A 25,508-nucleotide genomic window follows, 5' to 3' on the forward strand; every position below is an offset into this window, starting at 1 on the left:
CATCGTTAGTTCACTGAAACCGTGAAAACAAAATGAAAAGTATCCTATTTTCCTATATAATCAAATAGATATATTTAACAAAGTACCCAAGTGAAGGGGTGGACATTATTGTCTGCGGAAGTAACGTTACATGACAATATACATCATGATTTAAGTGCGGATTGCCAGCACTGTTTTGGCCTGTGCTGTGTCGCCTTGCCTTATGCGAAGTCGGCAGATTTTGCTTTTGATAAAGACGGGGGCACACCTTGCCGCAACTTACAATCAAACTATCAATGTTCTATACATAAAGATCTCAGAGAAAAAGGATTTCGAGGCTGCTCTGCATATGAATGCTTTGGCGCCGGCCAAAAAGTATCCCAAATCACTTATGAGGGAAAGGATTGGCGAAACAGCCCCGAAACGGCCAACCAGATGTTTGACGTTTTTCCTATCATGCAGCAGCTGCACGAAATGCTCTGGTATTTACATGAAGCTCTTTCTATAGATATAGCCAAGCCGATTCATCCTGAACTGAGAACCAGTTTCGAAAAAATAGAAAGGCTCACCAGGCTCAGCAAAGAACGCTTGCTGACACTGCAGGTGGACGAGCATCGAGCTGAGGTCAATGAATGGCTGTTAAAAACGAGTGAGCTGGTGCGTGCCCAAGCCCGCCATCCAAAACTCCCGAAAAAAGTCAGCCGGGGAAGTGTCCTGATCGGCGCGAAACTGAAAGGGCTTGATCTGCGAGGAGCAAATCTAAGAGGGGCGCTGCTCATAGCCGCAGATCTGAGAAATGCCGATTTGAGAATGACAGACTTTATCGGTGCAGATATGAGAGACGCTGATCTCAGCGGCGCCGACCTGACCGGGAGCATCTTTCTGACACAGGCACAGGTGAACGCCGCCAACGGCGATTCGAACACAAAGCTGCCGCCGTCTTTACGAATCCCTGCCCATTGGAAATAAAAAAGGACCCGCTTATGGTCCTTTTTTGCTGTCATCAATTGAATCCTTTTTCGTTGCTTTTATCCGGCACTTTCGCACTTCTTGCCAAGTATCCCGACAGCCATAACGCAATCAGCAGCATGAAGGTGATCATACCGACAACGCCCAGCCAATGAAAACCAGACCAGAATAGCCCTCCGATTGTTCCGAAAACACTTGAACCGGCATAATAAAAGAACAAATACAGCGATGAAGCCTGTGCTTTGTTGTGAAGAGCTCTCCGTCCCACCCAGCTGCTGGCAACTGAATGCCCTCCGAAAAAACCGAAAGTAAAGAGGGCAATCCCCAGAATTTTCACTGCCAGCATACTATTTATCGTGAATAAAGCACCTGCAATGACGATGAAAATATTCATCACCAATATTTTCGGATAGCCATACCGATCAACCATTCTTCCAATGAAAGACGAGCTGAAAATGCCTACAATCATCACAATAAAGATCCAGCTGGAAAATGCTTTATTAAGCGAATACGGCGGGCCCAACAGCACATACACAATGTAATTAAACAAGGCAACATTGCTTCCGAGCAGCAAAAAACCAATGAGAAACAAGCTGAATAGTTTTCGGTCCTTCAAGTGGTCGATCAGAGACATTCCCAATTTCCCGAGCTTCAATTTTCTTGGCGTAAAATGCCTGGATGGCGGCAAATTTATAAAAAATATAACACTAGCAATCAAACTAATGACACCAATTGTCCCCATCGCCATATGCCAATTCAAGTACTCGCTCAGGAGCCCGGAAACGATCCTTCCGAAAACGGCGCCGATTGCATTTCCGCTGATATATAGCCCCATCGCTGATCCAAGACTTCCGGGTTCAATTTCTTCCCCAAGATAAGCCATCGCAATCGACGGAAGGCCTGCGAGCGCAACGCCTTGAATGGTTCTCAATACGAGCAGTGTATGAAAGCTCGGACTAAAGGCCGATGCCAGACAGAGAACCGATGCGGCCAGCATGGAAATACCCATAATAGGCTTGCGTCCCCACACCTCGGATAATGAACCAAAGACAAGCATGCTCACAGCTAACAGCATTGTGGTAACAGATAAAGAAAGACTCGCCGCAGTAGGCGTTACATGAAATTCCCGCGTGAATTCCTCCATGAGCGGCTGTACGCAATATAGAATCGCAAATGTATTGAAACCCGCAGCGAAGAAAACAAACGTAATTTTTCGAAAAACCGGTGTGCCTTTTCGAATGTATGTCATCGGGACTTTATCGGTCCCTCATCATGTTGTGGAGCACTGCCATTCATAAACAACCATCCTTTATATCTTCCGAATTCAAACATCCTCGAGTCTGTTTATATTACTATCTTAGCACCGTTGATATATGTTGTATAATGCATATAAAATATCATTTTCATGCTTATATGTAATAAAGGAGGGATGATAATTGGAATGGGAACAACTTGAATATTTTCAAACACTGGCCCGAATGCAGCACGTCACGAAAGCCGCAAAAAGCCTCTCCATCACACAGCCTGCGCTTTCACGCTCTATCGCCAGGCTGGAAAATCATTTGGGTGTGCCGCTATTTGACAGGCAAGGACGATCCATTAGCTTAAATCAATACGGACACATTTTTTTGCGGCGGGTTCAGGCGATGATGAAGGAGTACACCGAAGGAAAAGAAGAAATCCAAGCCTTATTAAAGCCAGACCAAGGCGTAGTCTCTCTCGGTTTTTTACATACATTAGGCACCACGCTCGTGCCCGATCTCATCGGCTCCTTTCAGCAGGAATACTCCAACATTTCCTTCCAGCTGAAGCAAAACCACTCTTATTGGCTGCTTGAACGATTAAAATCCGGGGATCTGGACCTCTGTCTCCTCGCTTCGATTAAGCCTGAAAATCCGATCCAATGGATCAAGCTGTGGAGTGAAGAACTCTTTGTATTTGTGCCAAATGATCACCCATTAGCCAGTCGCGAAAGCATTACCCTGAATGAGATTGCCGGGGAGCGTTTTATTTTATTGAAAAAGGGCTATGCGCTTCGGATGACGGTCGATGAGCTGTTTGAGAAGGCTGATATACAGCCGAACATTATGTTTGAAGGAGAAGAAGCAGCTACTGCCGCAGGTTTTGTGGCAGCCGGACTGGGCATATCTATTCTCCCAGACCTGAAAGGCTTAGACCAAAGCAAAATCACCAAAATCCGCGTCAGCTGGCCGGAATGTCAGCGTGTCATAGGAATTGCCTGGATAAAAGGCAGGTTTTTATCACCGGTTGCTGAGACCTTTAAACAATATGTGATCAGCCATTTTTCTGAGTAGGGAGGATTCAAGCATGAATATCAAAAAAATCACGTCAGAACAGGATTTACATACAGCGTTTGAAATCAGAAAGGCAGTATTTGTAGAGGAACAAGGCTGTCCCATTTCGGATGAATTCGATGAGTTCGATACACTCCACGGTGATTGCCAGCACATCCTGGCTTATCATCAGAATGTACCTGTTGGCACTGCACGTGTCCGTATCGTTGGCCACACGGGGAAACTGGAACGAATCTGCATTCTGAAGTCTTACCGCAAATTCGGTTTGGGAAAAGTGATCGTCGATGCATTAGAACGTATTGTGAAAGAACAAGGCATTTCTGCCTTCAAACTGCACGGCCAGACACAGGCGGCAGGCTTTTATGAAAAGCTCGGCTATCAGACTGCATCAGAAGAATTTATGCTGGACGGCATTCCGCATGTGCTGATGACAAAACAAGACGATTCTGCTTTATAGATTGTTCACAAATTTGTCACTTATGAGCATGAACGGTTCATTGGTATACTAATCACCGATTATGGAAAGAAGGAATGATTGTATGCCAGCAAATAAAAAAGAGAGTCTTATATTTGGCGTGATGATGTGCTTTGGAATGGTCTGCGTCATGTCGATTTACAATGCCATCATCAACGGAGCCATTCATGATTTTTCACTGGTGACCGTTTTTGAAATGGTCATCGGTTTTATGGTCGCCCTCCTGTTAGATATACTGTTAGTGGGCCCCCTCGCCAAGAAGATTGCATTCCGCATGCCGTTTGACAAGACTAAAAAAATTTATATCATCCTTGCCATGTCAACTTGTATGGTGATTGGCATGGTACTTTGTATGTCTGTGTTCGGTTTAGTGACAGCGGTTCTAGCAAATGGGCTGAACGGGGACAGCCTCTTCAGTGCTTATCTTATGATTGTGTTGAAAAATTTCATCCTGGCCTATCCATTGCAATTACTGATTATGGGCCCATTAGTCAGAGGGATTTTCATGAAATTTGTAAAACCAAAGCTCACAACTGCAATTTAAATAGAATAGGAGTGAGCCTGACACTCACTCCTTTTGCTCATGAATCGAATGTAAAACAAGCTCCGCAAAAGCCTCTGCGGCAGGCAGCTGCCATTTTTTCTTTTTGGGTGTGAGTAAATCGGATCGAGGGCTTCACCATGCTGGAGATTTTTCAGCTTATGTTTTTCACTTCCATTAATCCCTATACCTTACCACATAGTTTTTATACAATTCTTCGTTATAAAGGATTTCTTCGCCATGTGAAGAGCAAATGAGCGTTGGTTTGATTTGATCTATGATTGAGCCGCTGTCGATGTTCTCATTTATATCAACACTGAATCTTCTTATAGGTGGGTGTAAATCCTCCTTACTTGTGATAAAAAGGTCACCCGTTAAAAGAGTACGATCGATTTTATGATCATACACGACATGCCCCGGAGAATGGCCAGGTGTTAAATAGTATTTCAGAGGCAGGTGAGCAAGCGTTTGCTCCGTCAGCGGCTGGACAATATGGGCTACCCCTGTGTTCTCCACTTCATTTTTGTTCGGATATGGCTCTTCCCCATTGATGTACTTTAGTTCTTTCTGGTGCGCAAAAATCGGAATATCAAATCTCTCTAACCATTTTGATGCACCTCCGATATGATCACTGTGGCCATGGGTAAGCAAAATGGCTTTTGGATTGCCGATCGCTAACGCTGCCCTAATTTGAGCATCAGCAAAACGTTCTATTCCCGTATCAACAATATAAACATCATCACCATCTTTGATAAACCAGGTATGAACTGGAATCCGAAGAGGCACATCAAGCTCAAATTCACATTGATAGACATGTTCTGATAGTTGTCTCAAGTTCACGCAAACCATCTCCTGTGGAAATTTTTTGATAGTTTTAAAGAAAACAGAAGTGAACGGACTATTTTCACCCACGCTCGAGCTGACTGGATTCTTGAGAGGAAACGCCGATTTTCGCCAGCATCAGCTCAACTTGTTAACGTTGTCCATTAATAATCCCTTTTGTTCCCCTTCTTCACATATTCCCAATCACGTTCTATATTCTTCCTCACTCTATGAAGGAGTGCAGAAATGGTTTCCTTTTCCTCTGAAGTAAAACCGGACAAGGCCACTTCCGTGGAATGTTCTCCTTCTCTTCTTAACAATGGATATACCTTTTTCCCTTTCTCAGTCGGGAACAGTTTTTTTATTTTTTTATTTTGCTCATCTGGCAGTTTTTGAATAAATCCCTGCATTTCCAGCTTCTTAATGGCCCGCGCGGCCGTTGTCCGGTCCACCTTTATCATTTCCGCCAATTTTTCTTGAATAATTCCCGGATTTTCGTATATACGTACGAGATAGAGATACTGCCCTCTTGTTAAGTCCAAATCTTTAAATTCGATGTTGCTTATGGAATCCAACGCTCTTGCTATCATGCCGATCTCACGCAAAATATCATTCATTCCTAAAACCCCTCACGTATTTTTGTTGCAATTACAACAAAAATGTTTTAACCTTACTATTATAAGACCACATGCATGCTGTACAGTCCAGACTAATATCAGAAAAGGATTGATTCATAATGAATATAAAAAGAATAACAACTGAAGCTGATTTACATGAAGCTTTGAATATTAGAAAGACGGTTTTCATTGAGGAGCAACATGTATCGGAATCCGAAGAGTTCGATGAATTTGATACGCTCCAGGAACAATGCCAGCATGTCTTGGTATATCATGAGAATCAGCCTGTCGGCACGGGCCGTGTGCGCATCGTTGACCATACAGCAAAGCTGGAAAGAATCTGCATCCTAAAACCTTACCGTAAGTATGGATTGGGGAAAGTCATCGTAAGCTGGTTAGAAGAAATCATAAAAGAAAAAGGACTGACTGCATGTAAGCTGCATGGTCAAACACAAGCAGCAGGCTTTTATCAAAAACTGGGCTACCAGATTTCTTCACAGGAATTTATGGAAGACGGCATCCCTCATGTCTTGATGACAAAAGACATATCGCGGAATATAACATGAAATATATTTTTTACGGATTAGGCATACTCATATTAAGTTTGGGCATTTCCTTAACCATACAATCAGGACTGGGCACATCACCCTTCGATGCCCTTTTGGTTGGTCTGTCAAAAGAAATCGGTCTTACCGTAGGGAGCTGGGAGGTCCTTATTTCTGTGATCCTCTTAATCTGCAACGCTATATTAACGAGAAAAAAACCTATTTTGCTAGGCTTAATTACAGCATTCATTACTGGAATAGGCATTGACCTATGGTTGTTTGTTGTAAAAAACACCATCTATCTAAATGCGTTGTTAAGCAAACTGATTTGTTTCGGAATTGGTTTGATGCTCATCGGTCTTGGAACAGCCATCTATCTTCAGACGAAATTCGCATCAACACCCATCGATCATTTAACACTTATTATCCGAGATCTCTCCAAAAGAACAATCTTGTTTTCAAGAACATTGGTATACGCTCTTTTCTTAGTATTAGCCATCATCTTTAAAGGCCCTATCGGCATCGGAACCCTATTAACCGTCTGTTTGGGAGGAATGATCCTTCACGTTTTTATGCCTATTGTGGAAAAACAATTCTTATCAAAAAAAAGAAGGGGTTAAAAAACCTCTTCTTTGAAAAAACGAAACGCAAAACAAGCTACGTTTCGTTCAATAATTTTATGATAAATTAAAATTTATAGTACCAAAAAATCGCAATTTCATTTGCTGTTGGAAGGTTGGAATAAAGCATCGTATCAACTGCACCTATTATAAAGTGATGTTTGGCATAAAAACGACAAGCTGAAACATTAATATCTTGTGTTTCAAGCATAAGACCACAAAAGCGATTCTCCTTTGCCCACTCAATCGCTTTATGTAATAATGCTGTTCCAACGCCTTTTTGTCTATAGTCTTTTGCAACGGCAATGTCCTCTATTAGTGCATACCCATTCCAGTTAGAACGAATCTTAATCCGGCCGATGCAGTTGTTTTCAACATAATATAAAAAAACAACCTTTCCTTCACCTTCAATATAACTAACATCCATTTCATCATCTTCATATTGTTTAAAATAAGATTCAGAAAATCGTTCCTCAGTATATGTCCAAACACCGTTTTCAAAAGCAGGTATCATTCTCCCAAAAACAACGAAAGGTTCATTTGGTTTATTGAAATCTTTCAAATTCATTTGAGCCATTTTCTTGATCATATCAATCCCCTCCTAAACGAGATTATATTAGCATACTCGTTTCGATCAAGAACAGCTTCCAAAAGGGCACTCTTTAAAAGAACAGCATCCATTACCTTTTATATATAGCGATTTTTCTATTTCACTGTCTTAATGGGGTATTTCAACAGAGGCTTGTGGTACAGTAAAAAGGAATAGAAACAAGAGAAAAGAAGATGAACCTATGCCCACTAACAATAAACTCAATGAGAAATATCATACTTCCTTCAACTCGCCCACAACCCTGTTGGCTAGTATCCGTGGAGAGAGGAAGCTTTGACACAGCTTCTGCCATTGGTGACATCTCTATTGAAGTATCCAAAGGACAACCAAGGATCGCTCTTTGATTTTTTCAAGAAGAAAGTAGAGTGAATAAAGGAGTGATTGAGTATGTTAACAAGAGAAGATATCTTTAAACACGTCAAAGAAAAATACGGTACATCGCCTGATTACCCGTGGGAGAAATACCCAAACTATGCTTCTTTGAGACATACATCAAACAAAAAATGGTACGGTCTTATCATGAATGTTCTCCCAGAAAAATTAGGCTTGGATGGTCATGGCGAAATAGATATTCTAAATCTAAAATGTCCCCCTGACATAAGTGATAGCTTAAGAAACGGGGAAAATGTCTTACCCGGATATCATATGGATAAGGAACATTGGATTTCAATTGTTTTAGAACGGACAGATCCAGGAGGCGAAATCTATAACTTAATCGAGCAGAGCTTTCATTTAACCAAGTGAAGATAAAGAGTGCTCCTGCTAATCAAGCTGCGAGGAGTAGTGGGCACTTTCATTTTAGGATACTGTTCTTCACTCTGTCCACAAACGCAACTTAGTCCATCTGGTGTGTGAGTGGGAGAAGAATTTCTACCAACTTCTTATGTAAAAGGATGAATAGTAATGACAAATAACTTAAAACAGAGAAGAATCATTTTAGATTTAGCAGTTACTTTAGATGGTTTTATTGAAGGGAAAAATGGAGAAGTTGATTGGTGTATTATGGACCCTGATATGGGGTTTACTGATTTTTTAAATCAAATTGATACTATTTTATATGGCAGAAAAAGCTACGATTTATGGGGACAATATATTCCAAAAAATGAAGACCCTGATACAGAAAAGGAACTTTGGAAATTGGTTCATAGTAAAAAGAAATATGTTTTTTCCAGAACACAAAATGAGATTGATAATCAAGCCATATTTATAAATGATAATATTCTTGAAGAAGTAAATAAATTAAAGACAAAGTCTGGTAAAGACATCTGGCTATATGGTGGAGCGAGTCTCATTACAACTTTTATAAATTTGGGGCTTGTTGATGAATTTAGATTATCTATTCACCCTGTTGTTTTAGGAGAAGGAAAACCGTTGTTTATTGATGTAAAACAGAGGATAAATTTAAAAATGGTGAATACGAGAACATTTTCCTCTGGCGTTGTGCAAATCGTTTATCATTGGAATGGCTAACATTGTAAAGTAACACTCGACAGTAATCCTTCTTATTGAACTAAAGGGGAATCCATAAATAATGGGTTCCCCTTAATATACTATGGAACTATCAATATCAAATTTTCTGTAATAAAAGAGGATTGAAAAGGACGGTGTCTCCTCCATTAACATCATTAAGCATTATAGTATATTTTCTTCTCCCTCTTTTAAGTAAATCGGCTAAGTTTTGTGTTTATAAAAAAACGAAAGAAGGTGATCCTATGCCCAATAACAATAAATCCAATAGATTAATCGCTGAGAAGTCTACTTATTTTACTTCAACATGCTCATAACCCTGTGGACTGGTTCCCTTGGGGAGAAGAAGCATATGAAAAAGCGAAACGCGAAAACAAGCCTGTTCTCGTATCTATTGGGTATAGCTAACGATGGCTAATCTAAAGAACATGCTATTGATGCCATGTTTATTCATTTTACAAAAAAGGATCAACCTTGGATTACTTTCACAAGATTGATCCTTTCACTCATTTAGCGATGCCTCCGCGAACGTTTATATACATTCAAGATTACTAGCCAACAAATAACAATGGTCCCTGCAAAAAGTATGAGCATATTGCTATACAAATAGGTAGAGTGATCAACGTCAATAGGCAGCAGCCTATGGTCTAGGAAGCCGATAGATAATAAACCGCCTACAATCGCAATACCCGTTCCCTCTGATAAAAAGCTCGTGAAATTAAGCAAACTCATTCCAGCGCCCGCTTCCTTTTCTTTCAAACTGCTAGACACAACTGTAGCTATAACTGTTTTTGTGAAAGATAGCCCCCCAAAAACAAAAATTACTATAATTGTCATGATCCATGGTGCTGCATCTATAAAAAAGGCAGCGATTAAAAAGCCGGAAGAAAGCAAGGCACTTCCAATAGTTAGTACATACAAGGAACCTTTCCGATCAACAAGCAATCCCCCAATGTAACCGAAGATGATGACACTCATTGTTCCGGGGAAAATAATGCCGCTTCCAATTGCTGCAGTACTTAAATGGTGAACATCTTTCATCATGTAAGGAACCATAGAGACAAATCCTGCTGCTGTACCAAATATTAGTCCTCCGTAAAGGGTTCCAATCACAAAAAAGACGTTTTTCCCTAATTCAGGGTCAACAAAAGGGTCCTGAGCTTTCCTAATGTGTTTTACAAATATGAAGAAAGCAAGAATACTGATGATCAGAAAAGAAAATCTATAAGATGTTGTAAACAGCATAAAAAATACGATACCTGCAGACATCAATATAATCCCTGCCATATCAATGTGTCCTCTTATTCTCTCTTCCTTTTTCAACAATTTTATAAGGAATGGAACGGTGATAATTGTTGCAGTTGGAATAAGCAGCAAATACGACCAATGGATATAATGAGCAACCATTCCGCCAATAGCTGGCCCAACACCTTCTCCCATTGCTACCAGGGACCCGATCAGGCCAAATGCTTTCCCCCTGTTCTCTTTTGGAATATAGCGCGCAACGACAACCATCACAAGAGCTGGGAATGCGGCTGCACCAATTCCTTGAATAAATCGGGCTAGAATGAGAATAGGAAAGAAAGAGTGTCCAACAAATCCAATGATCGACCCTATGCCATTTACCATAATCCCAAATAGAAGCAGATTTTTGATGCCCAGCTGGTCTGATAGCTTTCCATATAGAGCTGTTCCAATGGAGAAGGTTAACATAAAGGCAGTATTCACCCAGTTTGCACTTGCTGGCAGTTTATTAAACTCGTTGGCAATATCAGGTAATGAGACGTTCAGAACCATTTCATTTAATACGCTGAAAAATGATAGAACACAAAGCCAAATCAAAACTTGATTGTGCCGTAAAGTTGACTGTGAATAAGACGTATTCACAATTTCCCCTCCATTAATGAGGGCAGACGCAGTTTATAGGGTCATTGATACGCTTCCCTCTTTTAATTGTACCCTGTTCATTTTATTGCACTTCATAATAACTCCCCCTACATTTGATTGATATGATCTTATTATATATAGACTAAGGATTAAACTTTTACTTTTTTTATAAAAATTTGACCAGATTGCGAAACAAGGAAAAACGTTATTCGCATTTATCTCAAGTGGCAAAATGAAACATTAGTTTATATTTTCACATCACAATTATCGATAAGCAGTCAGTTATTGTATTTGTTTAGGATAACTGTGGTAACCTGAATATAACCAACTTAGGAAGAAGCTGATCCCATGCCAAATAAAAGTAAACCCAATAGATTAATCGCTGAAAAGTCTCCTTATTTACTCCAACACGCCCACAACCCTGTGGACTGGTACCCTTGGGGAGAAGAAGCATTTGAGAAAGCGAAACGCGAAAACAAGCCGGTTCTGGTCAGCATCGGTTATTCGACTTGTCATTGGTGCCACGTGATGGCTCACGAAAGCTTTGAAGACGAAGAAATCGCGCGTCTTCTCAATGAACGGTTTGTGGCGATTAAAGTCGACCGGGAAGAGCGACCTGATGTGGATTCTGTTTATATGAGAATCTGCCAGCTGATGACCGGGCAGGGCGGCTGGCCGCTGAATGTATTTATTACGCCTGATCAAAAGCCGTTTTACGCGGGTACATATTTTCCAAAGACGAGCAAATTCAATCGTCCCGGTTTTGTTGATGTGCTTGAGCATCTGTCTGAGACGTTTGCGAACGACCGTGAGCATGTCGAGGATATTGCGGAGAACGCCGCTAAACATTTGCAGACCAAAACAGCCGCCAAATCAGGCGAAGGCCTTAGCGAGTCAGCGATTTCCCGGACATTCCAGCAGCTTGCCAGCGGGTTTGATACGATCTACGGCGGTTTCGGGCAGGCACCGAAATTTCCGATGCCCCATATGCTGATGTATTTGCTTCGTTATCATCACAATACGGGGCAGGATAACGCTTTATACAACGTGACGAAAACGCTGGACAGCATGGCGAATGGCGGCATTTACGATCATATCGGCTATGGGTTCGCCCGCTATTCGACCGATGACGAGTGGCTCGTTCCCCACTTTGAAAAAATGCTGTGCGACAATGCGCTGCTGCTGACCGCTTATACAGAAGCCTATCAGGTCACGCAAAACAGCCGCTATAAAGAGATTTGTGAGCAGATCATTACGTTCATTCAGAGGGAAATGACTCATGAAGACGGAAGCTTTTTCTCTGCTTTAGACGCGGATACAGAAGGAGAAGAAGGAAAGTACTACGTGTGGTCAAAGGAAGAGATTCTGAAAACGCTCGGGGACGATCTCGGAACGCTGTATTGCCAAGTGTATGACATCACTGAAGAAGGAAACTTTGAAGGCAAAAATATTCCTAACCTCATTCACACAAAGTGGGAACAAATCCAAGCGGATGCCGGGTTAACCGAAAAAGAGCTCAGTCTCAAACTCGAAGACGCAAGACAGCAGCTCTTGAAGACACGCGAGGAAAGAACCTATCCGCATGTCGATGATAAAGTGCTCACCTCATGGAACGCGCTGATGATCGCGGGTCTTGCGAAAGTGGCAAAGGTATACCAGGAGCCGAAATATCTCAGCCTAGCGAAAGACGCCATCACATTTATTGAAAACAAATTAATCATCGACGGCCGTGTGATGGTCCGATATCGTGATGGCGAAGTGAAAAACAAAGGCTTTATCGACGATTACGCTTTTCTCCTATGGGCTTATCTGGATCTCTATGAAGCTTCGTTTGATCTTTCTTATTTACAAAAAGCGAAGAAACTGACAGACGATATGATCAGCTTATTTTGGGATGAGGAGCATGGCGGATTCTACTTCACCGGACACGATGCAGAAGCCTTAATCGTACGGGAAAAAGAAGTGTACGACGGCGCTGTGCCTTCAGGAAACAGTGTGGCAGCCGTGCAGCTGCTGCGTCTCGGGCAAGTTACAGGCGACTTATCACTGATCGAAAAAGCGGAAACAATGTTTTCCGTGTTCAAGCCAGACATCGACGCGTATCCGAGCGGCCATGCTTTCTTTATGCAAAGTGTGTTAAGACATCTGATGCCTAAGAAAGAAATCGTTATTTTTGGCAACGCAGACGATCCAGCCAGAAAACAAATCATAACAGAGCTCCAAAAAGCCTTTAAGCCCAACGACTCCATTCTGGTGGCAGAGCAGCCCGAGCAATGCAAAGACATTGCGCCATTTGCAGCAGACTACCGCATCATAGACGGCAAAACAACCGTTTATATTTGTGAAAACTTCGCCTGCCAGCAGCCGACAACGAATATCGAAGAAGCCATCCAAACGTTAATAAGCAGCAGGGATTAAGACCCTTGCTGCTTACTTTTTGATTTCTTATGGTACCATAAAGCAATCCCCGCAAACACAAGGTTGACCGCTATCGTAAAGAAAGCCTCCCACATCGGGTTCCCCCGCGTAACGCTAAACAGAGAAGGAATTCCTCCATACACACTGTTTTTTTCTGTAATAAACATACACAAAAACATATTATTCGCGGCATGGGCGCCAAGTGATATTTCGATGCTTCCAGTTTTAATCGTGTAATAGGTCCACACAAAACCAAATGTTAAATACTCAATTCCTGCCCAGACAGCGCCATTGTTCATTTCTGGATTCGCAAAATGCAATACGCCAAACAATCCTCCGACAATCAGTGTCAAAAATAGAGGATTTTTCGTCAATCTCCCGAAAGCTTGAAGCAAAAATCCCCTGAAAAACAGTTCCTCAGCTGATGTCTGAATCGGAACCAAAATGAGGGCAGCCGCTAGCAGCCAGATAAAGCGTGAGGCATTAAACTCTTGCATTGAATAGCTATCAGGATGAATCGCAAAATCAATCAATTGTACGGCGATCATCAGCAAGAAATAAGCAATAAAACCAAAGGAAATTCTCCGCCAATTCATCTTTGAATTTGGTGTAATCACAGTTCGGAAAGGCCGCTTCAAAATAAAGCGCACAGCCAGCCAAACTCCCGGAATGGCGAATAAATAAATCACATGGGACAAATAAAGATCTACGAGAGGATCACTCAGCACAGCTTCATCCAAATCAAACGTGATATTGGGATTCACAATAACCGTGAACAGTATAGCGAAAAGGTAAGCTATATTCCCGAATACATATAACCCTACCATCACCAAAAAAGCGAAAAAATATCTCCACAACGTATTGTTTCCTTCCATAGGACGGATAAATGAATTCATTCCTTCTATGTCTCTTCCTTTCAATGAGAATATTACTATATATTTGCATAAATTGGTCTATGAATCTACTGTTTTGGAAATCTTTCAAGCAAAATTAAAATATAAAGTGTGAATTTAGTTCTTCCATCTAGTGATTTGAACTCTGTTGCCAATGAACCAAGATACTTATAATAGTCCCAAGAGGGGAATTTTCAGTCTTTTCTTACTACTAAAAGGGGGTTTTTTATGAATACGATCTTCAAACAAAAGAATACACATCCTTTCTCAAACGCAGCGAATCGTTTAGACCGCCTTCCGATTTCACGCGTTCATTTCCAAGTGTTAACCGCTCTCGGCATTGTTTATTTCTTTGATCTCGCAGATTTATTTACCCTCAGCAATGTAGCGCCGGCACTGATCGAGCATTGGGGCATCCCGCTTTCAACTATTGCTAACGTAACGGCTGCTTCGTTTTTAGGCATGTTTTTAGGCGCTTCATTGGGCGGACGGCTGTCCGATCGAATCGGCCGCAAAAAAGCCTTAAATCTATTTGTCTTTGTTTTCTCAATCGCATCGCTATGCAATGCTGCGGCATGGGACATTCCATCTTTAATGACATTCCGTTTTCTCACCGGGTTTGGCGTTGCAGCCGCCATGGTCATTACGAATAGCTATTTGGCGGAATTTTTCCCTTCAAGTGTACGTGGAAAATATATTTCTTTTTGTGCCATGATTGGATTGATCGGGGTTCCGATCACCAACATTGTGTCTGCCTTTGTCATTCCTCTTGGTTCATGGGGATGGAGGCTAGTATTTGTATGGGGTGCCGTCGGCCTTATTTATTTTTTCTTCATCCGCCGTCTGGAAGAGTCGCCTCGCTGGCACGAAAATCGCGGGGAATATGCGAAAGCCGATGCGATCCTCAACCGAATTGAGGCACAGGTTGAAAAGGAGAAAGGCCCGCTTCCGGCAGCATCTCAGCCTAAAGTAAGTGAAACTGTTAAGCAGCATGCAGGTTACGCAGGCTTATTGAAAGGCAGAAACCTCAAAATCACCATCGTATTATCTGCTGTATGGATTTTTGAAACGTTTGGGTTTTACGGATTTGCTTCATGGGTTCCAAGCCTGCTAAAAAGCAATGGCGTAACCATGGAAAATACATTATGGTATAACGTATTGCATTCCGTCGGCGCTCCGCTTGGCGCACTGCTCGGCTCCATGATTTCCGAAAGATTTCAAAGAAAATGGATTTTAGCTGCGAGTGCGTTTCTGACGGCCATCGCCGGACTCTTATATGGTATGACTTTTATTCCCATCATGATCATTGTATTTGGTTTTATCGTGAATATCACAGAACGGGTCTTTACCTCGAACTTATACGCCTATACATCTGAACCTTATCCGACTGAATACCGCTCGTCTGGCAGCGGTTTAGCCTATGGTCTTGGCCGTTTTTCAAACATTTTTGGCTCATTGCTTGTCGGATTTATTGCCGTTCAGCTCGGCTATATCAGCGTCTTCTTATTTATTGGGGGCTGCTGGCTCGCATGCTCCTTGCTGTTAATCTTCTTCGGTCCTAATACGAATGCAAAACAGATTTAAAAAAGTCAGTGCGGATCTGCCGCACTGATCTCATTACAATTGCTTCAAAATCCTTGCGGGGTTTCCGCCTACAACAGTATTAGCGGGTACATCCTTAGTGACAACAGATCCAGAAGCAATCACTGCGTTATCACCGATTGTCACTCCCGGGTTAATCACCGCCCGGCCTCCAATCCAAACTTGATCTCCAATTGTCACAGGCTTACCGAACTCCTTCCCGGATTTCCTTTCGATCGGATCAAGAGGATGACCGGCCGTGTAGATATGTACACCTGGCGCAATCAAACAATGACGGCCGATACGCACCTCACACACATCTAAAATGACACAGTCAAAATTAACAAATGTATGATCTCCGATATGAATGTGATAGCCATAATCACAGCGGAATGTCGGCAAAATCGTGACTTGATCCCCAACCGAACCGAGCAGCTCCTTCAAAAGCTTCGTCCGCACTGCATCATCTTCCGGTGTTTCGTTGTATTGTCTAATCAGCTGTCTCGCATGTTTGCGTTCTAGTAATAGTTGTTGATCTTCCGAATTGTATAATTCTCCGGCTGCCATTTTTTCTTTTTCTGTCCTCAGCATTTAAGTCACTCCAGATGTCAGATTGTAATCTCGATCAAATTTCCTTCATCATCCTCAATCACGCTTTCATAGTAGCCGTCTCCTGTTGTCCTCGGGCCGTTTACTACTGCGAAACCATCCGCCTTCAATCGATCAGTCAGTTCGTCAACTTTCTCCCGGCTCCCAACGGAAAAGGCAATATGTGCCCAGCCTGTCATTGTTTGTGAGGGCGGATCGGTCACATTCCCTTTTTTCATAATCTCCAGCCTTGCTCCGGAATCAAACGTAATAAAATAAGACTTAAAATCTTTTTTCTCATTATGATACAAATCATTCGCTTCGCCATTAAAATACGTTTCATAAAAAGATTTCATTCGCTCTAAATCATTGACCCAGACCGCTGTATGTTCAATATGCATTTCTTCCTCCTCCTTCGCCTTCAATGAAGTTATAAGGTATGAAATGCATTTCAGTTCAAGCTTTTTTCTTAAATTTATGCTGAATTTTGATATCAGCGGGTTCATCCTGCAAAAATAGAGAAAATGCTGCGATGCCGAGCTGCTCAAGGTTCAAATCAAGCGACGGAAAACCAAGAACACGGCTGATAGAAGTATTCCCCTCGCCTATGATTTCAACATCCCAATTATTCTTTTTGGCAAATAGATGAATTCCAGCTGCCACTTCATCACTATTTGCATAAATAGCAGTCGGAACCCGCCCGCTCATATAAAAATGTTCAGCTGCCAGCTCACCATCATTCATATCGTTACATCCGGACAGCATATGGCGGTCTTCCAACCTTCCGCAGACAGCTTTATAGGCCGCAGCTTTATCAGCCGTGCTCGGGCTCCTATCAGCTTCTCTGACACACGTAAAAGCAATATTCTCATGCCCGCGGCTCTTTAAATAGCGAAAGCTCTCTGCATAAGCAGTTTTTCTGTCATTAAAAGCACAAGGAACATCAATGTCTCCGGTATCCTCACAAGCGATGATCGGCCCATATTCCTGATAAGCTAAAATGCTGTCCCAATGATTGGCGCGGGAAGTAATGATGAGACCGTCTATTTTCTTCGTTCTTAACAGCTCTAAATATTTGATTTCAATATCGGGGTTATAATTGGTGGGGAGAAGGGTCGTTGCATACTCATACTGAAAAGCCGCCTTGGTGATTCCGTTAACGATTTTATCAAAGCAGGGATGATCGCTATAAGGCAGAATCACACCGACCGTATGGGTTTTCCCGCGAATGAGATCGATTGCGGTTCGATTTGGCGTATAATCCAATTCCTTCATGACTTGATGAACAAGCTTTCTCTTTTCTTCAGACACATAAGGATGATGATTCAATACACGCGAGACAGTCGAAACAGATACATTTGCCAGTCTTGCGATCTCTTTTATATTTGCCATCTCTTTCTCCTTTTCATATAAAAAAAGCAGTAAGTGTAAAATCCTTACTGCTATCTCATCATATATTGATGATAAGTTCAACAGGACAATGGTCGGAACCCATGACGTCCGCTGATATGCTGGCATCTTCAATCTGTTCCTTAAGTCTTTCAGAAACAACAAAATAATCAATCCGCCATCCGATATTTCTGTCCCGGGCGCCGGCACGATACGACCACCAGGAATAAGCGCCTTCAAGATCAGGATAAACATGACGGAAAGAATCAACAAAGCCAGCTTCTAAGAAACGAGTGAATGCCCCTCTTTCTTGATCTGAAAATCCAGCGTTATTCCGGTTCGCCTTTGGATTTTTCAAATCAATCTCCTGATGGGCTACATTCAAATCACCGCATAAAATCACTGGTTTTTTCTGATCCAATTCAAGAATATAAGACAATAAAGCCTCTTCCCATTGCATGCGGTAATCAATCCGCTCTAATCCCCTTCTGGAATTGGGCGTGTAAACAGTCATCACATACACGTTTTCAAATTCCAGCGTAATCACTCTGCCTTCTTGGTCATGCTCTTCTACTCCGATACCGTAGATGACCTGCAGCGGTTCTTGCTTAGAAAAAACAGCTGTGCCGGAATATCCTTTTTTCACTGCATAATTCCAGTACACATGATAGCCTTCAGGCTGGAGATCAACCTGGCCGTCCTGTATCTTCGTTTCCTGAAGACATATAATATCTGCATCCTCTTCTTTCAAATAAGAGAGAAAATCCATTTTTCTCATCACAGCCCGCAGGCCGTTTACATTCCATGAAATCAACTTCATGTTTCATCCTCCCCCTATAAAAAAGAGCAAGAACCCGAAGGTTCTTGCTCTTTACGCATCAGCTTACTCACCGCTTACGTATGGAAGTAAAGCCATTTGACGTGCGCGTTTGATCGCTGCAGTCAATTTACGTTGGTATTTAGCGTTTGTTCCAGTTACACGACGTGGTAAAATTTTACCGCGCTCAGAAACAAACTTTTTAAGAAGATCTACATCTTTGTAGTCGATGTGCGTGATACCGTTAGAAGTGAAATAACACACTTTACGGCGTTTCGCACGACCGCCTCTGCGTCCTCCTGCCATTGTCATTTCCCTCCTTTCTTTTTCATTTTAGGCGATAATCACATTAGAATGGAAGATCATCATCCGAGATGTCAATCGGTTTGCCGTCGTTGGCAAATGGGTCATCATTAAAGCTGTTCCCCTGATTGCGTCTCTGGTTGTTTTGATTTCCCCCAAATGGATTATCATTTTGGCCTCCGCCAAAGTACTGGCCTCCGCCGCTGTTTCCTTCGTTGTATCCACCTGAACCAGAACCGCCGCCGTTTTTCGGCTCAAGAAATTGAACACTTTCAGCTTGGACCTCTGTCACGAAGACACGCTGTCCTTGCTGGTTTTCATAGTTTCTTGTTTGTAAACGGCCATCTACGCCTGCAAGGCTTCCTTTTTTCAAGAAGTTTGCAACGTTTTCGGCTTGTCTTCTCCAAGTGACACAATTAATGAAATCGGCCTCACGTTCTCCGGACTGGTTCGTAAATGTACGATTCACAGCAAGAGTAAACGTAGCAACAGCCGCACCGTTTGGCGTATAACGAAGCTCTGGGTCTTTTGTCAGTCTTCCGACTAATACAACTCGGTTAAGCATAAGAAAGACCACCTTTTACCATTATATATTTCAAAATTGCTTATTCTTCTTCTTTAACAACAATGTGGCGAATGATATCGTCACTGATCTTAGCTAGACGGTCAAATTCTTGAACTGCCGCAGCGTCAGATTGAACGTTTACGATTTGGTAGAAACCGTCGCGGAAATCGTTGATTTCGTAAGCAAGACGACGTTTACCCCAATCCTTTGTTCCAGTGATCTCCGCACCGTTAGAAGTCAGAACGTTGTTGAAACGCTCGATAACTGCTTTTTTAGACTCTTCGTCAATGTTTGGGCGGATAATGTACATAACTTCGTACTTTCTCATCTGTTTGCACCTCCTTTTGGACTAAGCGGCCCATAATGGGCAAGGAGCAATAATTCTATTACTCACAATTTTATATTATACCAAAGCTCTTGTCCCTTTACAACTGCATCCTATACATTAAATCGGAAATGAATAACATCTCCGTCTTGGACCACATATTCTTTCCCTTCAAGGCGGACTTTTCCTGCCTCTTTAGCTCCTGCCATACCGCCGCCCGCAAGAAGATCCTCATAAGCAACTGTCTCAGCACGAATGAAGCCCCGCTCAAAGTCACTATGAATAATTCCTGCACACTCAGGGGCTTTCATGCCTTTTTTGAATGTCCAAGCTCTGACTTCCTGTTCTCCGGCTGTGAAATATGTTGCGAGGCCGAGAAGAGAGTAAGACGCTTTGATCAGCTGATCAAGACCTGATTCTTGAATGCCCAGCTCTTCCAAGAACATTTGCTTTTCTTCGCCTTCAAGCTCAGCGATTTCAGATTCGATTTTTGCACATACAACGATAACTTCTGCGTTTTCGCCGGCAGCGTACTCGCGAATCTTCGCTACATTTTCATTGCCAGATGGATCAGCAACTTCATCTTCACTTACGTTGGCCACGTACAAAATAGGCTTCGAAGTCAGTAAATGGAGCTGCTTCACAAGCTTTTGCTGCTCCTCAGTGAATTCTACAGATCGAGCAGGCTTTTCACTCTCAAACGCTTCTTTCAGTTTAGATAAAATCTCAAACTCAAATACAGCGTCTTTATCTTTTTGCTTCGCAAGCTTGCTGACGCGTGTAATCCGCTTTTCAACTGTTTCCATATCAGCGAGGATCAGCTCAAGGTTGATCGTTTCAATGTCATCAATCGGATCAACCTTTCCGGAAACGTGTGTAATGTTGTCATCGGAAAAAGCGCGGACAACGTGGCAAATCGCGTCAACTTGGCGAATATGAGATAGGAACTTGTTGCCGAGTCCTTCTCCTTTAGATGCGCCCTTTACAATCCCTGCAATATCAGTGAATTCAAAAGCAGTCGGCACAGTCTTCTTCGGGTTGACCAGCTCAGTCAGCTTTTGCAGACGATCATCCGGCACCTCTACAATTCCCACGTTCGGATCAATTGTACAGAACGGGTAGTTGGCTGATTCGGCACCGGCCTGTGTAATTGCGTTAAATAGTGTTGATTTTCCGACGTTCGGCAAACCAACAATTCCAGCTGTTAAAGCCATTCTTTCATCTCCTCTATATAAAACCGTCATTGTATGAGCGTATTTTGAACCTAGAGCAATTATAAGGAGGTTCACTGGAAAAGACAAGCTGACAAAAAAGCATTTTCAGCCTGCCAATCCCTTTGATTATGCTTTTTTCAAGCCTACTAAACAGTCAAAAAGCGTACTTCCCATTCCATTATCAGAATTTGTATCATTTGTCAGTGCATTGACTGACCCTCCAAAAGCCGCCCACATGCCTTCATCTATATTAATCGTCTTCGCATGAGCCTGTTTCATCACTTTCACCTTGCCCTTCAAGCGTCCGCGGTCATTAAAGATGACAACCTCGTCTCCATCCTGAAGATTCTGCTCAGCCGCTATATCTGGAGAAATATCGACCTGAACGTGCTGAAGCTTTTCAATAAACGGCACATGCTGTGAATGGTTGGAACGCTGCGGATGAATGGATAACAGCGTATAAGGGTACTTTTCAGCTAACTCCTCATTATGGAAAACAGATTCTTCGGGCACATTTAATTGAAGCGAGCCGCTAAATCCTTTTTGCTCAGCTAGCGACGAAGTAAATTCAAATTTTCCACTCGGCGTCAAAAACTGATAATCATCCCACGGCACCTGTTTTACTGGAAGAGGGAGGTGGCCTTTTTCTTTTAAACGCTCAAGTGTCACATCCTCTGCTTCCAATGAGGAAAGCCCCATCTCTAAAAATTCTTGAGTGCTGTATTCAAACAGCTCGCCAAACCCAAGACGTTTTGCAAGCTCTGACCAGATCCAGCTGTCCGACTTCGCTTCACCCTGCGGCTCCACAAGCTTCTTCCCGTACTGAACATAATGATGATACATACTGGAATAGTAGATATCTTCTTCTTCAAAAACAGTGGCAGTCGGCAAAACATAATCACACAGCTTTGCGGTATCTGTCATAATGGAATCAATCGCAACCGTCATGGGAACCTTTTCAAAAGCTTGTCTCACCTTATTTGTATTCGGCACCTGAGTCAGCGGATTTCCGCACGTCACAATAATCATCTCAATCGCAGGATCAGCAGCGGTCAACACTTCTTCAGCCTGTGTCATCATTGAAAAAGAACGGGATGTTGTTTTTAATTCCGGCAGCGTCAGCTTTGTTTTTGCAAAGCTCTCACCAATCTGGACATTTCCGAAATTCGCGCCGCCGCCCTTAATTCCGACATTTCCGCTTGCCGCCACAAGTGCATCAATCCAACGAATCGTTCCCCCGCCGTTTTTATATCGCTGCATGCCAAGCCCCATAAAAGTAGACACCGGACCATCAGCATACAAACCTGCCAAATACTCCAGCTCCTCCATAGAAGTTTCTGTTTTCACAATAAACTCTTCCAGAGAAACGGTCTTCAAAAGCTCTTTCACATCATCAAAACCGACAGAATGCTCAGAAATAAACGTTTCATCCGTTCTTCCCGTCTCAATCAGAACCTTCAAAACGGCTGCCGCAAGCCAGCCGTCCATTCCAGGCTTTACAGAGATATAGCGGTCGGCAAGCTTAGCAGTCGGGTTGAAGATCGGATCAATCACCGTAATCGTGGCGCCCTTCTTTTTCACCTGCTGCAAGTGATGGTATAAGTGCATATTTGTTCTTGATACATTTCTTCCCCACACAACAACATGCTTGCTGTTGTAAATATCAAGCGGTCCGTGACCGTACGAACGGCCAAAATCCCAGCTTTGGGCCTCGATACCGGAGCCCCAGCATATGCTTCCGACGATTTCGGTCACGCCGCCATATCCATTAAAAAAACGCTGATCAAGCGCTTTTAACAGACCGTTATTCGCATAATCATGGCTGTGCAAAACAGCAGTCGTCTCCGACGTTTCCTTGATTTCCCGAAGTTTATCGGCAATTTCATCAAGTGCCTGCTCCCAAGAAATCCGCACAAACTCGCCATTTTGTTTTTTCATTGGATAGCGAAGCCGATCAGGCGAATTTGTTTTTGTCTCAAGCATTCTGCCGCGGCCGCAGATTTTACCTTCCGTAATCGGATGGTTTGGATCTCCGTCCACTTTTGTTACCTTTCCATCATCAACAGTCACCAAAAAGCCGCAGCTGTCCCAACAATTCAGCGGACATGCCGACTGATGCACTTTGCTCATCGCCGTCTTCTCCTTACCTTCTATATGAAAAAGCATGAGTGTCGGCCTATTTATGAAGTAGGCTCCTCATGCTTGACTAGTACTTTTTTTAGTTTTCTTTCAAATTCTCTTCTCGGAATCATAACACTGTGAGAGCATCCCTCACACTTAATTCGAATATCCATTCCCATGCGTATAATTTTCCAGCTGTTCGCTCCGCATGGATGCGGTTTTTTCATTTCTACGATATCATTCAGGCCAAAGTCTTTATCCGCCAAGACCCTTCACCTCTTTTCCTAAACTGCTGTATCTATTGTACAAAAAAACTGATCATAAGAGCAATCAAGATACCTGAAAAGAAATACATCCTCTTATTTCCATTTGCTCAAAATAGGATATAAGAGCAGACAAACTAACAAATACAAATTGAGCATCCCATATATCGGATACAAGAACGCGATCAAATCAGAAAATCCGAAAGAAGTAAAAGGTACCATTAACACTAACAAAATCAACACAATCATCCATCTAGGCATATGAATAAACGCCATCAGCCGGCTGGACAGCCCCAGCAAACCAGCTACCGTCGTCGTGTAAATCGCCAGGCACAGCACCGCCGTCATACATAAAAAAAGGAAATAAGGCGCACCCTCCAGAACGGCAAACAGCGGTATTTCAAACTGAGAAAGGGAGCCCGCCAGCTCCACCAACGTTTCATTATAAACAAATGAGATCACGCCAAAAATAAGACCGCTTGCCACACTTGCGATTTTTGCTTCTCCGAGCCCTTTCATCTCTTTCCCAACAGAGGATAAAATCGCAACAACTGAAAGGATGTTTAAAGAGGTAAACGTAATGCTCGCAGGCCAGTTATACTGCTGGGACAAATCAATCGTCCACGTATGGTGATGTGTGCTCTGAAAGGAGATCAGCGCATATAAAAGCCCCGCTACTAACACAGGAATCAAAATACTATTTATAGATAATATTCCTTTCACATCCCACAAAAACAAACACACTGTCACGATGCAAATCAGAGTGATTCCCCACCAGAAAGGAAGCTTGTACATTTGCAGGGTCACACCGCCTCCGGCAATCATCACCATAGTCGTCGAAAACAAATAAAAAATGATGAGGACATCATAAATTTTCGCCAGCCATGGCCCCATTAAATGCTCCAGAACCGGCAGAAAATGAGTGGATTGAACCTTAAAACTGATTTTCATCACAATATAAGACGAGAAAATGAACATAATTGTAAACAGCACAATAGCAAGTCCACTTTCCGCCCCAAAAAACTGCCATATCTCCTGACCGCTCGCATATCCGGCCCCGATCAGGCTCCCTAATATGAGCAGCATCCACTTCATTCCGGCTCTCCACAACACTATCACCTCATAGACAAAGTTCAGCTTGTTCCCGTTATTGTTACTATATAAATAAAGGAAAGCAAAAATGCCATATTTTCATAGACATTTGAACACAAGTTGAAATTATCATACGAAATACTCATAAAAAAAAAGACTGCTAATGGAGGCAGTCTAAAAATATATCATTTTGCAGTGGAATGAAGGAATGAACCTCATTAACCATTCCTATCTATAAAGTGTTTTGTAAGCAGACCGTAGCTTGATCATGATCGAGGCAATGGGGGGCAATATTTATAATTCACCCACTAACCATTCATAATAACCTCTACTTTTTTAAAATCTCCGGTGTCATACACAAAGCATAAAAAACCGTACTGCTGGATATACTGTAAACAACCTTACATAACGAAACACACACCATAGCAATTCTGTTACCTACTATAACAAGGAAGTGAAACCCATGAATCGAAAAGGCGGGCTTTTTTCCTCTCAGGAACGAGTAAAGCAATATGTTTCACATACAGATGCTGCAGCGGCAAAACAAATCCAAACCATCCTTTCTTCATCCTTACGTAAAGCTGCCGGCAAACCAATTGTTGTGGTTTGTATCGGAACAGACCGTTCAACCGGTGATTCATTGGGCCCGCTCGTAGGAATGAAACTCAAACAGATGCAGCTCACCAGATTCCATGTCTACGGAACCTTATCTGACCCCGTTCATGCTGTGAACATGAAGGATAAAATCAATGACATTCATAAATTACATAAAAACCCATTTGTTATAGCAGTCGATGCATGCTTAGGCCGCGTTAAGAGTGTGGGTTCATTTCAAATCGGGGACGGGCCATTAAAGCCCGGAGCCGGTGTACAAAAAGACCTTCCTGAAGTGGGAGATCTTCATATTAACGGAATCGTGAATGTTAGCGGTTTCATGGAATATTTTGTATTGCAAAATACAAGACTCAACTTGGTCATGAATATGGCCAATGTTCTCGCGGAAGGATTGAGTTTAACAGATCGGACAGAGTGGAGGCAAGAACGCCTTAACCCGTTGCAAAGGCTCACTGGGCGCATATAAAACAAAAACCA

General features: G+C 42.5%; 29 protein-coding genes and 2 pseudogenes. 12 read left to right on the top strand and 19 right to left on the bottom strand.

The features are described 5' to 3' along the window. Nucleotides 1–108: 108 nt before the first annotated feature. Nucleotides 109–948, top strand: coding sequence for a pentapeptide repeat-containing protein (locus tag SB658_RS17840; RefSeq protein ID WP_101172324.1), 840 nt, complete (start codon nt 109–111; stop codon nt 946–948). Between the two features lie 34 nt (nt 949–982). On the opposite strand, the gene SB658_RS17845 is transcribed toward SB658_RS17840, so the two are convergent. Then, complete coding sequence (locus SB658_RS17845; protein ID WP_144500420.1) at nt 983–2,197, bottom strand: MFS transporter; 1,215 nt, start codon at nt 2,195–2,197, stop codon at nt 983–985. 187 nt (nt 2,198–2,384) lie between these two features. Here SB658_RS17845 and SB658_RS17850 point away from each other — a divergent pair, with 187 nt between their 5' ends. From SB658_RS17850 to SB658_RS17860, 3 genes are all read left to right on the top strand, one after another. After that, nucleotides 2,385–3,263, top strand: a complete 879-nt coding sequence (locus SB658_RS17850) for a LysR family transcriptional regulator (protein ID WP_038429957.1) — start codon at nt 2,385–2,387, stop codon at nt 3,261–3,263. A 13-nt stretch (nt 3,264–3,276) separates the two neighbouring features. After that, the gene (locus SB658_RS17855) at nt 3,277–3,720 is read left to right on the top strand and encodes a GNAT family N-acetyltransferase (RefSeq protein ID WP_144500418.1); all 444 of its coding nucleotides are present in this window, start codon (nt 3,277–3,279) and stop codon (nt 3,718–3,720) included. 82 nt (nt 3,721–3,802) lie between these two features. Then, entirely contained in the window at nt 3,803–4,282 is a 480-nt protein-coding gene (locus tag SB658_RS17860; RefSeq protein WP_144500417.1) for a DUF2798 domain-containing protein, read from the top strand. Between the two features lie 24 nt (nt 4,283–4,306). Here SB658_RS17860 and SB658_RS17865 read toward each other — a convergent pair. The 3 genes and pseudogenes from SB658_RS17865 to SB658_RS17875 form a co-directional block, all read right to left on the bottom strand. After that, nucleotides 4,307–4,449: pseudogene (locus SB658_RS17865) on the bottom strand (LysR family transcriptional regulator); the annotation flags it as partial. Between the two features lie 7 nt (nt 4,450–4,456). Further along, nucleotides 4,457–5,119 carry an MBL fold metallo-hydrolase gene (locus tag SB658_RS17870; RefSeq protein ID WP_015715070.1) on the bottom strand — a complete coding sequence of 221 codons (663 nt, stop codon included), beginning with the start codon at nt 5,117–5,119 and terminating at the stop codon, nt 4,457–4,459. Nucleotides 5,120–5,265: 146 nt separating this feature from the next. Next, a complete protein-coding gene (locus SB658_RS17875; protein WP_003226875.1) occupies nt 5,266–5,718 on the bottom strand; it encodes a MarR family transcriptional regulator in 453 nt (150 codons plus the stop codon). Nucleotides 5,719–5,837: 119 nt separating this feature from the next. Here SB658_RS17875 and SB658_RS17880 point away from each other — a divergent pair, with 119 nt between their 5' ends. After that, nucleotides 5,838–6,284 (top strand): GNAT family N-acetyltransferase, encoded by a 447-nt coding sequence (locus SB658_RS17880; protein WP_003226873.1) that lies wholly within the window; start codon nt 5,838–5,840, stop codon nt 6,282–6,284. Next, entirely contained in the window at nt 6,281–6,883 is a 603-nt protein-coding gene (locus tag SB658_RS17885; RefSeq protein WP_003226872.1) for a YczE/YyaS/YitT family protein, read from the top strand. Before SB658_RS17880 ends, SB658_RS17885 begins: the two co-directional genes overlap by 4 nt. Before the next feature lie 67 nt (nt 6,884–6,950). Here the strand turns inward: SB658_RS17885 and satA are convergent, their stop codons facing one another. Continuing rightward, nucleotides 6,951–7,472 carry a streptothricin N-acetyltransferase SatA gene (gene satA, locus SB658_RS17890; RefSeq protein ID WP_029318530.1) on the bottom strand — a complete coding sequence of 174 codons (522 nt, stop codon included), beginning with the start codon at nt 7,470–7,472 and terminating at the stop codon, nt 6,951–6,953. Nucleotides 7,473–7,880: 408 nt separating this feature from the next. Between satA and SB658_RS17895 the strand changes: the two genes are divergently transcribed. The 3 genes and pseudogenes from SB658_RS17895 to SB658_RS17905 all read left to right on the top strand — a co-directional run. Further along, nucleotides 7,881–8,237 carry an MmcQ/YjbR family DNA-binding protein gene (locus tag SB658_RS17895; protein WP_029318529.1) on the top strand — a complete coding sequence of 119 codons (357 nt, stop codon included), beginning with the start codon at nt 7,881–7,883 and terminating at the stop codon, nt 8,235–8,237. Nucleotides 8,238–8,396: 159 nt separating this feature from the next. Next, nucleotides 8,397–8,963: a dihydrofolate reductase family protein gene (locus SB658_RS17900; protein WP_029318528.1), complete on the top strand. Its 567-nt coding sequence runs from the start codon at nt 8,397–8,399 to the stop codon at nt 8,961–8,963. Between the two features lie 242 nt (nt 8,964–9,205). Further along, nucleotides 9,206–9,365: pseudogene (locus tag SB658_RS17905) on the top strand (DUF255 domain-containing protein); the annotation flags it as partial. A 105-nt stretch (nt 9,366–9,470) separates the two neighbouring features. Here SB658_RS17905 and tet(L) read toward each other — a convergent pair. Next, entirely contained in the window at nt 9,471–10,847 is a 1,377-nt protein-coding gene (gene tet(L) / locus SB658_RS17910) for a tetracycline efflux MFS transporter Tet(L) (protein WP_144500416.1), read from the bottom strand. A 33-nt stretch (nt 10,848–10,880) separates the two neighbouring features. After that, a complete protein-coding gene (locus SB658_RS17915) occupies nt 10,881–10,943 on the bottom strand; it encodes a tetracycline resistance efflux system leader peptide (protein ID WP_010886645.1) in 63 nt (20 codons plus the stop codon). Between the two features lie 252 nt (nt 10,944–11,195). Here SB658_RS17915 and SB658_RS17920 point away from each other — a divergent pair, with 252 nt between their 5' ends. Further along, a complete protein-coding gene (locus SB658_RS17920; protein WP_144500415.1) occupies nt 11,196–13,265 on the top strand; it encodes a thioredoxin domain-containing protein in 2,070 nt (689 codons plus the stop codon). Here the strand turns inward: SB658_RS17920 and SB658_RS17925 are convergent. Beyond that, nucleotides 13,262–14,161: a CPBP family intramembrane glutamic endopeptidase gene (locus SB658_RS17925; protein WP_144500414.1), complete on the bottom strand. Its 900-nt coding sequence runs from the start codon at nt 14,159–14,161 to the stop codon at nt 13,262–13,264. The genes SB658_RS17920 and SB658_RS17925 overlap by 4 nt on opposite strands. A gap of 225 nt (nt 14,162–14,386) precedes the next feature. Here SB658_RS17925 and SB658_RS17930 point away from each other — a divergent pair, with 225 nt between their 5' ends. Next, nucleotides 14,387–15,742, top strand: coding sequence for an MFS transporter (locus SB658_RS17930; protein ID WP_014481501.1), 1,356 nt, complete (start codon nt 14,387–14,389; stop codon nt 15,740–15,742). A gap of 33 nt (nt 15,743–15,775) precedes the next feature. On the opposite strand, the gene SB658_RS17935 is transcribed toward SB658_RS17930, so the two are convergent. From SB658_RS17935 to SB658_RS17985, 11 genes are all read right to left on the bottom strand, one after another. Continuing rightward, nucleotides 15,776–16,330, bottom strand: a complete 555-nt coding sequence (locus SB658_RS17935) for a sugar O-acetyltransferase (RefSeq protein ID WP_033884396.1) — start codon at nt 16,328–16,330, stop codon at nt 15,776–15,778. A gap of 17 nt (nt 16,331–16,347) precedes the next feature. Next, the gene (locus tag SB658_RS17940; RefSeq protein WP_144500413.1) at nt 16,348–16,728 is read right to left on the bottom strand and encodes a VOC family protein; all 381 of its coding nucleotides are present in this window, start codon (nt 16,726–16,728) and stop codon (nt 16,348–16,350) included. 55 nt (nt 16,729–16,783) lie between these two features. After that, nucleotides 16,784–17,719 carry a transcriptional regulator CcpB gene (gene ccpB, locus SB658_RS17945; protein WP_088327380.1) on the bottom strand — a complete coding sequence of 312 codons (936 nt, stop codon included), beginning with the start codon at nt 17,717–17,719 and terminating at the stop codon, nt 16,784–16,786. A gap of 58 nt (nt 17,720–17,777) precedes the next feature. Continuing rightward, nucleotides 17,778–18,536: an exodeoxyribonuclease III gene (gene xth, locus SB658_RS17950; protein WP_029726087.1), complete on the bottom strand. Its 759-nt coding sequence runs from the start codon at nt 18,534–18,536 to the stop codon at nt 17,778–17,780. A 63-nt stretch (nt 18,537–18,599) separates the two neighbouring features. Beyond that, on the bottom strand, nt 18,600–18,839 hold the full coding sequence (rpsR, locus tag SB658_RS17955; RefSeq protein WP_003219224.1) for a 30S ribosomal protein S18: 240 nt from the start codon (nt 18,837–18,839) through the stop codon (nt 18,600–18,602). A 43-nt stretch (nt 18,840–18,882) separates the two neighbouring features. Next, nucleotides 18,883–19,401 (bottom strand): single-stranded DNA-binding protein SsbA, encoded by a 519-nt coding sequence (gene ssbA, locus SB658_RS17960; RefSeq protein WP_003219228.1) that lies wholly within the window; start codon nt 19,399–19,401, stop codon nt 18,883–18,885. Nucleotides 19,402–19,441: 40 nt separating this feature from the next. Next, nucleotides 19,442–19,729: a 30S ribosomal protein S6 gene (gene rpsF, locus SB658_RS17965; protein WP_003244064.1), complete on the bottom strand. Its 288-nt coding sequence runs from the start codon at nt 19,727–19,729 to the stop codon at nt 19,442–19,444. Nucleotides 19,730–19,839: 110 nt separating this feature from the next. Then, nucleotides 19,840–20,940: a redox-regulated ATPase YchF gene (gene ychF, locus SB658_RS17970; protein ID WP_003242727.1), complete on the bottom strand. Its 1,101-nt coding sequence runs from the start codon at nt 20,938–20,940 to the stop codon at nt 19,840–19,842. Nucleotides 20,941–21,066: 126 nt separating this feature from the next. After that, entirely contained in the window at nt 21,067–23,070 is a 2,004-nt protein-coding gene (locus SB658_RS17975) for a molybdopterin-dependent oxidoreductase (RefSeq protein ID WP_128738563.1), read from the bottom strand. A 50-nt stretch (nt 23,071–23,120) separates the two neighbouring features. Then, on the bottom strand, nt 23,121–23,327 hold the full coding sequence (locus SB658_RS17980; protein WP_003226838.1) for a DUF951 domain-containing protein: 207 nt from the start codon (nt 23,325–23,327) through the stop codon (nt 23,121–23,123). 93 nt (nt 23,328–23,420) lie between these two features. After that, on the bottom strand, nt 23,421–24,437 hold the full coding sequence (locus SB658_RS17985) for a YkvI family membrane protein (RefSeq protein ID WP_010886647.1): 1,017 nt from the start codon (nt 24,435–24,437) through the stop codon (nt 23,421–23,423). A gap of 442 nt (nt 24,438–24,879) precedes the next feature. Between SB658_RS17985 and yyaC the strand changes: the two genes are divergently transcribed. Next, on the top strand, nt 24,880–25,497 hold the full coding sequence (yyaC, locus tag SB658_RS17990; RefSeq protein ID WP_003243890.1) for a spore protease YyaC: 618 nt from the start codon (nt 24,880–24,882) through the stop codon (nt 25,495–25,497). Nucleotides 25,498–25,508 lie beyond the last annotated feature (11 nt).

The organism is Bacillus sp. SIMBA_008, assembly GCF_046535495.1.
GTDB classification, from domain to species: Bacteria; Bacillota; Bacilli; order Bacillales; family Bacillaceae; genus Bacillus; species Bacillus subtilis.

Coding starts and splice junctions, on each gene's coding strand:
- SB658_RS17845 (WP_144500420.1), bottom strand. CDS start 2,197: ATGACATACATTCGAAAAGGCACACCGGTTTTTCGAAAAATTACGTTT.
- SB658_RS17855 (WP_144500418.1), top strand. CDS start 3,277: ATGAATATCAAAAAAATCACGTCAGAACAGGATTTACATACAGCGTTT.
- SB658_RS17860 (WP_144500417.1), top strand. CDS start 3,803: ATGCCAGCAAATAAAAAAGAGAGTCTTATATTTGGCGTGATGATGTGC.
- SB658_RS17875 (WP_003226875.1), bottom strand. CDS start 5,718: ATGAATGATATTTTGCGTGAGATCGGCATGATAGCAAGAGCGTTGGAT.
- SB658_RS17880 (WP_003226873.1), top strand. CDS start 5,838: ATGAATATAAAAAGAATAACAACTGAAGCTGATTTACATGAAGCTTTG.
- SB658_RS17885 (WP_003226872.1), top strand. CDS start 6,281: ATGAAATATATTTTTTACGGATTAGGCATACTCATATTAAGTTTGGGC.
- satA (WP_029318530.1), bottom strand. CDS start 7,472: ATGATCAAGAAAATGGCTCAAATGAATTTGAAAGATTTCAATAAACCA.
- SB658_RS17895 (WP_029318529.1), top strand. CDS start 7,881: ATGTTAACAAGAGAAGATATCTTTAAACACGTCAAAGAAAAATACGGT.
- SB658_RS17900 (WP_029318528.1), top strand. CDS start 8,397: ATGACAAATAACTTAAAACAGAGAAGAATCATTTTAGATTTAGCAGTT.
- SB658_RS17920 (WP_144500415.1), top strand. CDS start 11,196: ATGCCAAATAAAAGTAAACCCAATAGATTAATCGCTGAAAAGTCTCCT.
- SB658_RS17925 (WP_144500414.1), bottom strand. CDS start 14,161: ATGAATTCATTTATCCGTCCTATGGAAGGAAACAATACGTTGTGGAGA.
- SB658_RS17930 (WP_014481501.1), top strand. CDS start 14,387: ATGAATACGATCTTCAAACAAAAGAATACACATCCTTTCTCAAACGCA.
- SB658_RS17935 (WP_033884396.1), bottom strand. CDS start 16,330: ATGCTGAGGACAGAAAAAGAAAAAATGGCAGCCGGAGAATTATACAAT.
- SB658_RS17940 (WP_144500413.1), bottom strand. CDS start 16,728: ATGCATATTGAACATACAGCGGTCTGGGTCAATGATTTAGAGCGAATG.
- ccpB (WP_088327380.1), bottom strand. CDS start 17,719: ATGGCAAATATAAAAGAGATCGCAAGACTGGCAAATGTATCTGTTTCG.
- xth (WP_029726087.1), bottom strand. CDS start 18,536: ATGAAGTTGATTTCATGGAATGTAAACGGCCTGCGGGCTGTGATGAGA.
- rpsR (WP_003219224.1), bottom strand. CDS start 18,839: ATGGCAGGAGGACGCAGAGGCGGTCGTGCGAAACGCCGTAAAGTGTGT.
- ssbA (WP_003219228.1), bottom strand. CDS start 19,401: ATGCTTAACCGAGTTGTATTAGTCGGAAGACTGACAAAAGACCCAGAG.
- rpsF (WP_003244064.1), bottom strand. CDS start 19,729: ATGAGAAAGTACGAAGTTATGTACATTATCCGCCCAAACATTGACGAA.
- ychF (WP_003242727.1), bottom strand. CDS start 20,940: ATGGCTTTAACAGCTGGAATTGTTGGTTTGCCGAACGTCGGAAAATCA.
- SB658_RS17975 (WP_128738563.1), bottom strand. CDS start 23,070: ATGAGCAAAGTGCATCAGTCGGCATGTCCGCTGAATTGTTGGGACAGC.
- yyaC (WP_003243890.1), top strand. CDS start 24,880: ATGAATCGAAAAGGCGGGCTTTTTTCCTCTCAGGAACGAGTAAAGCAA.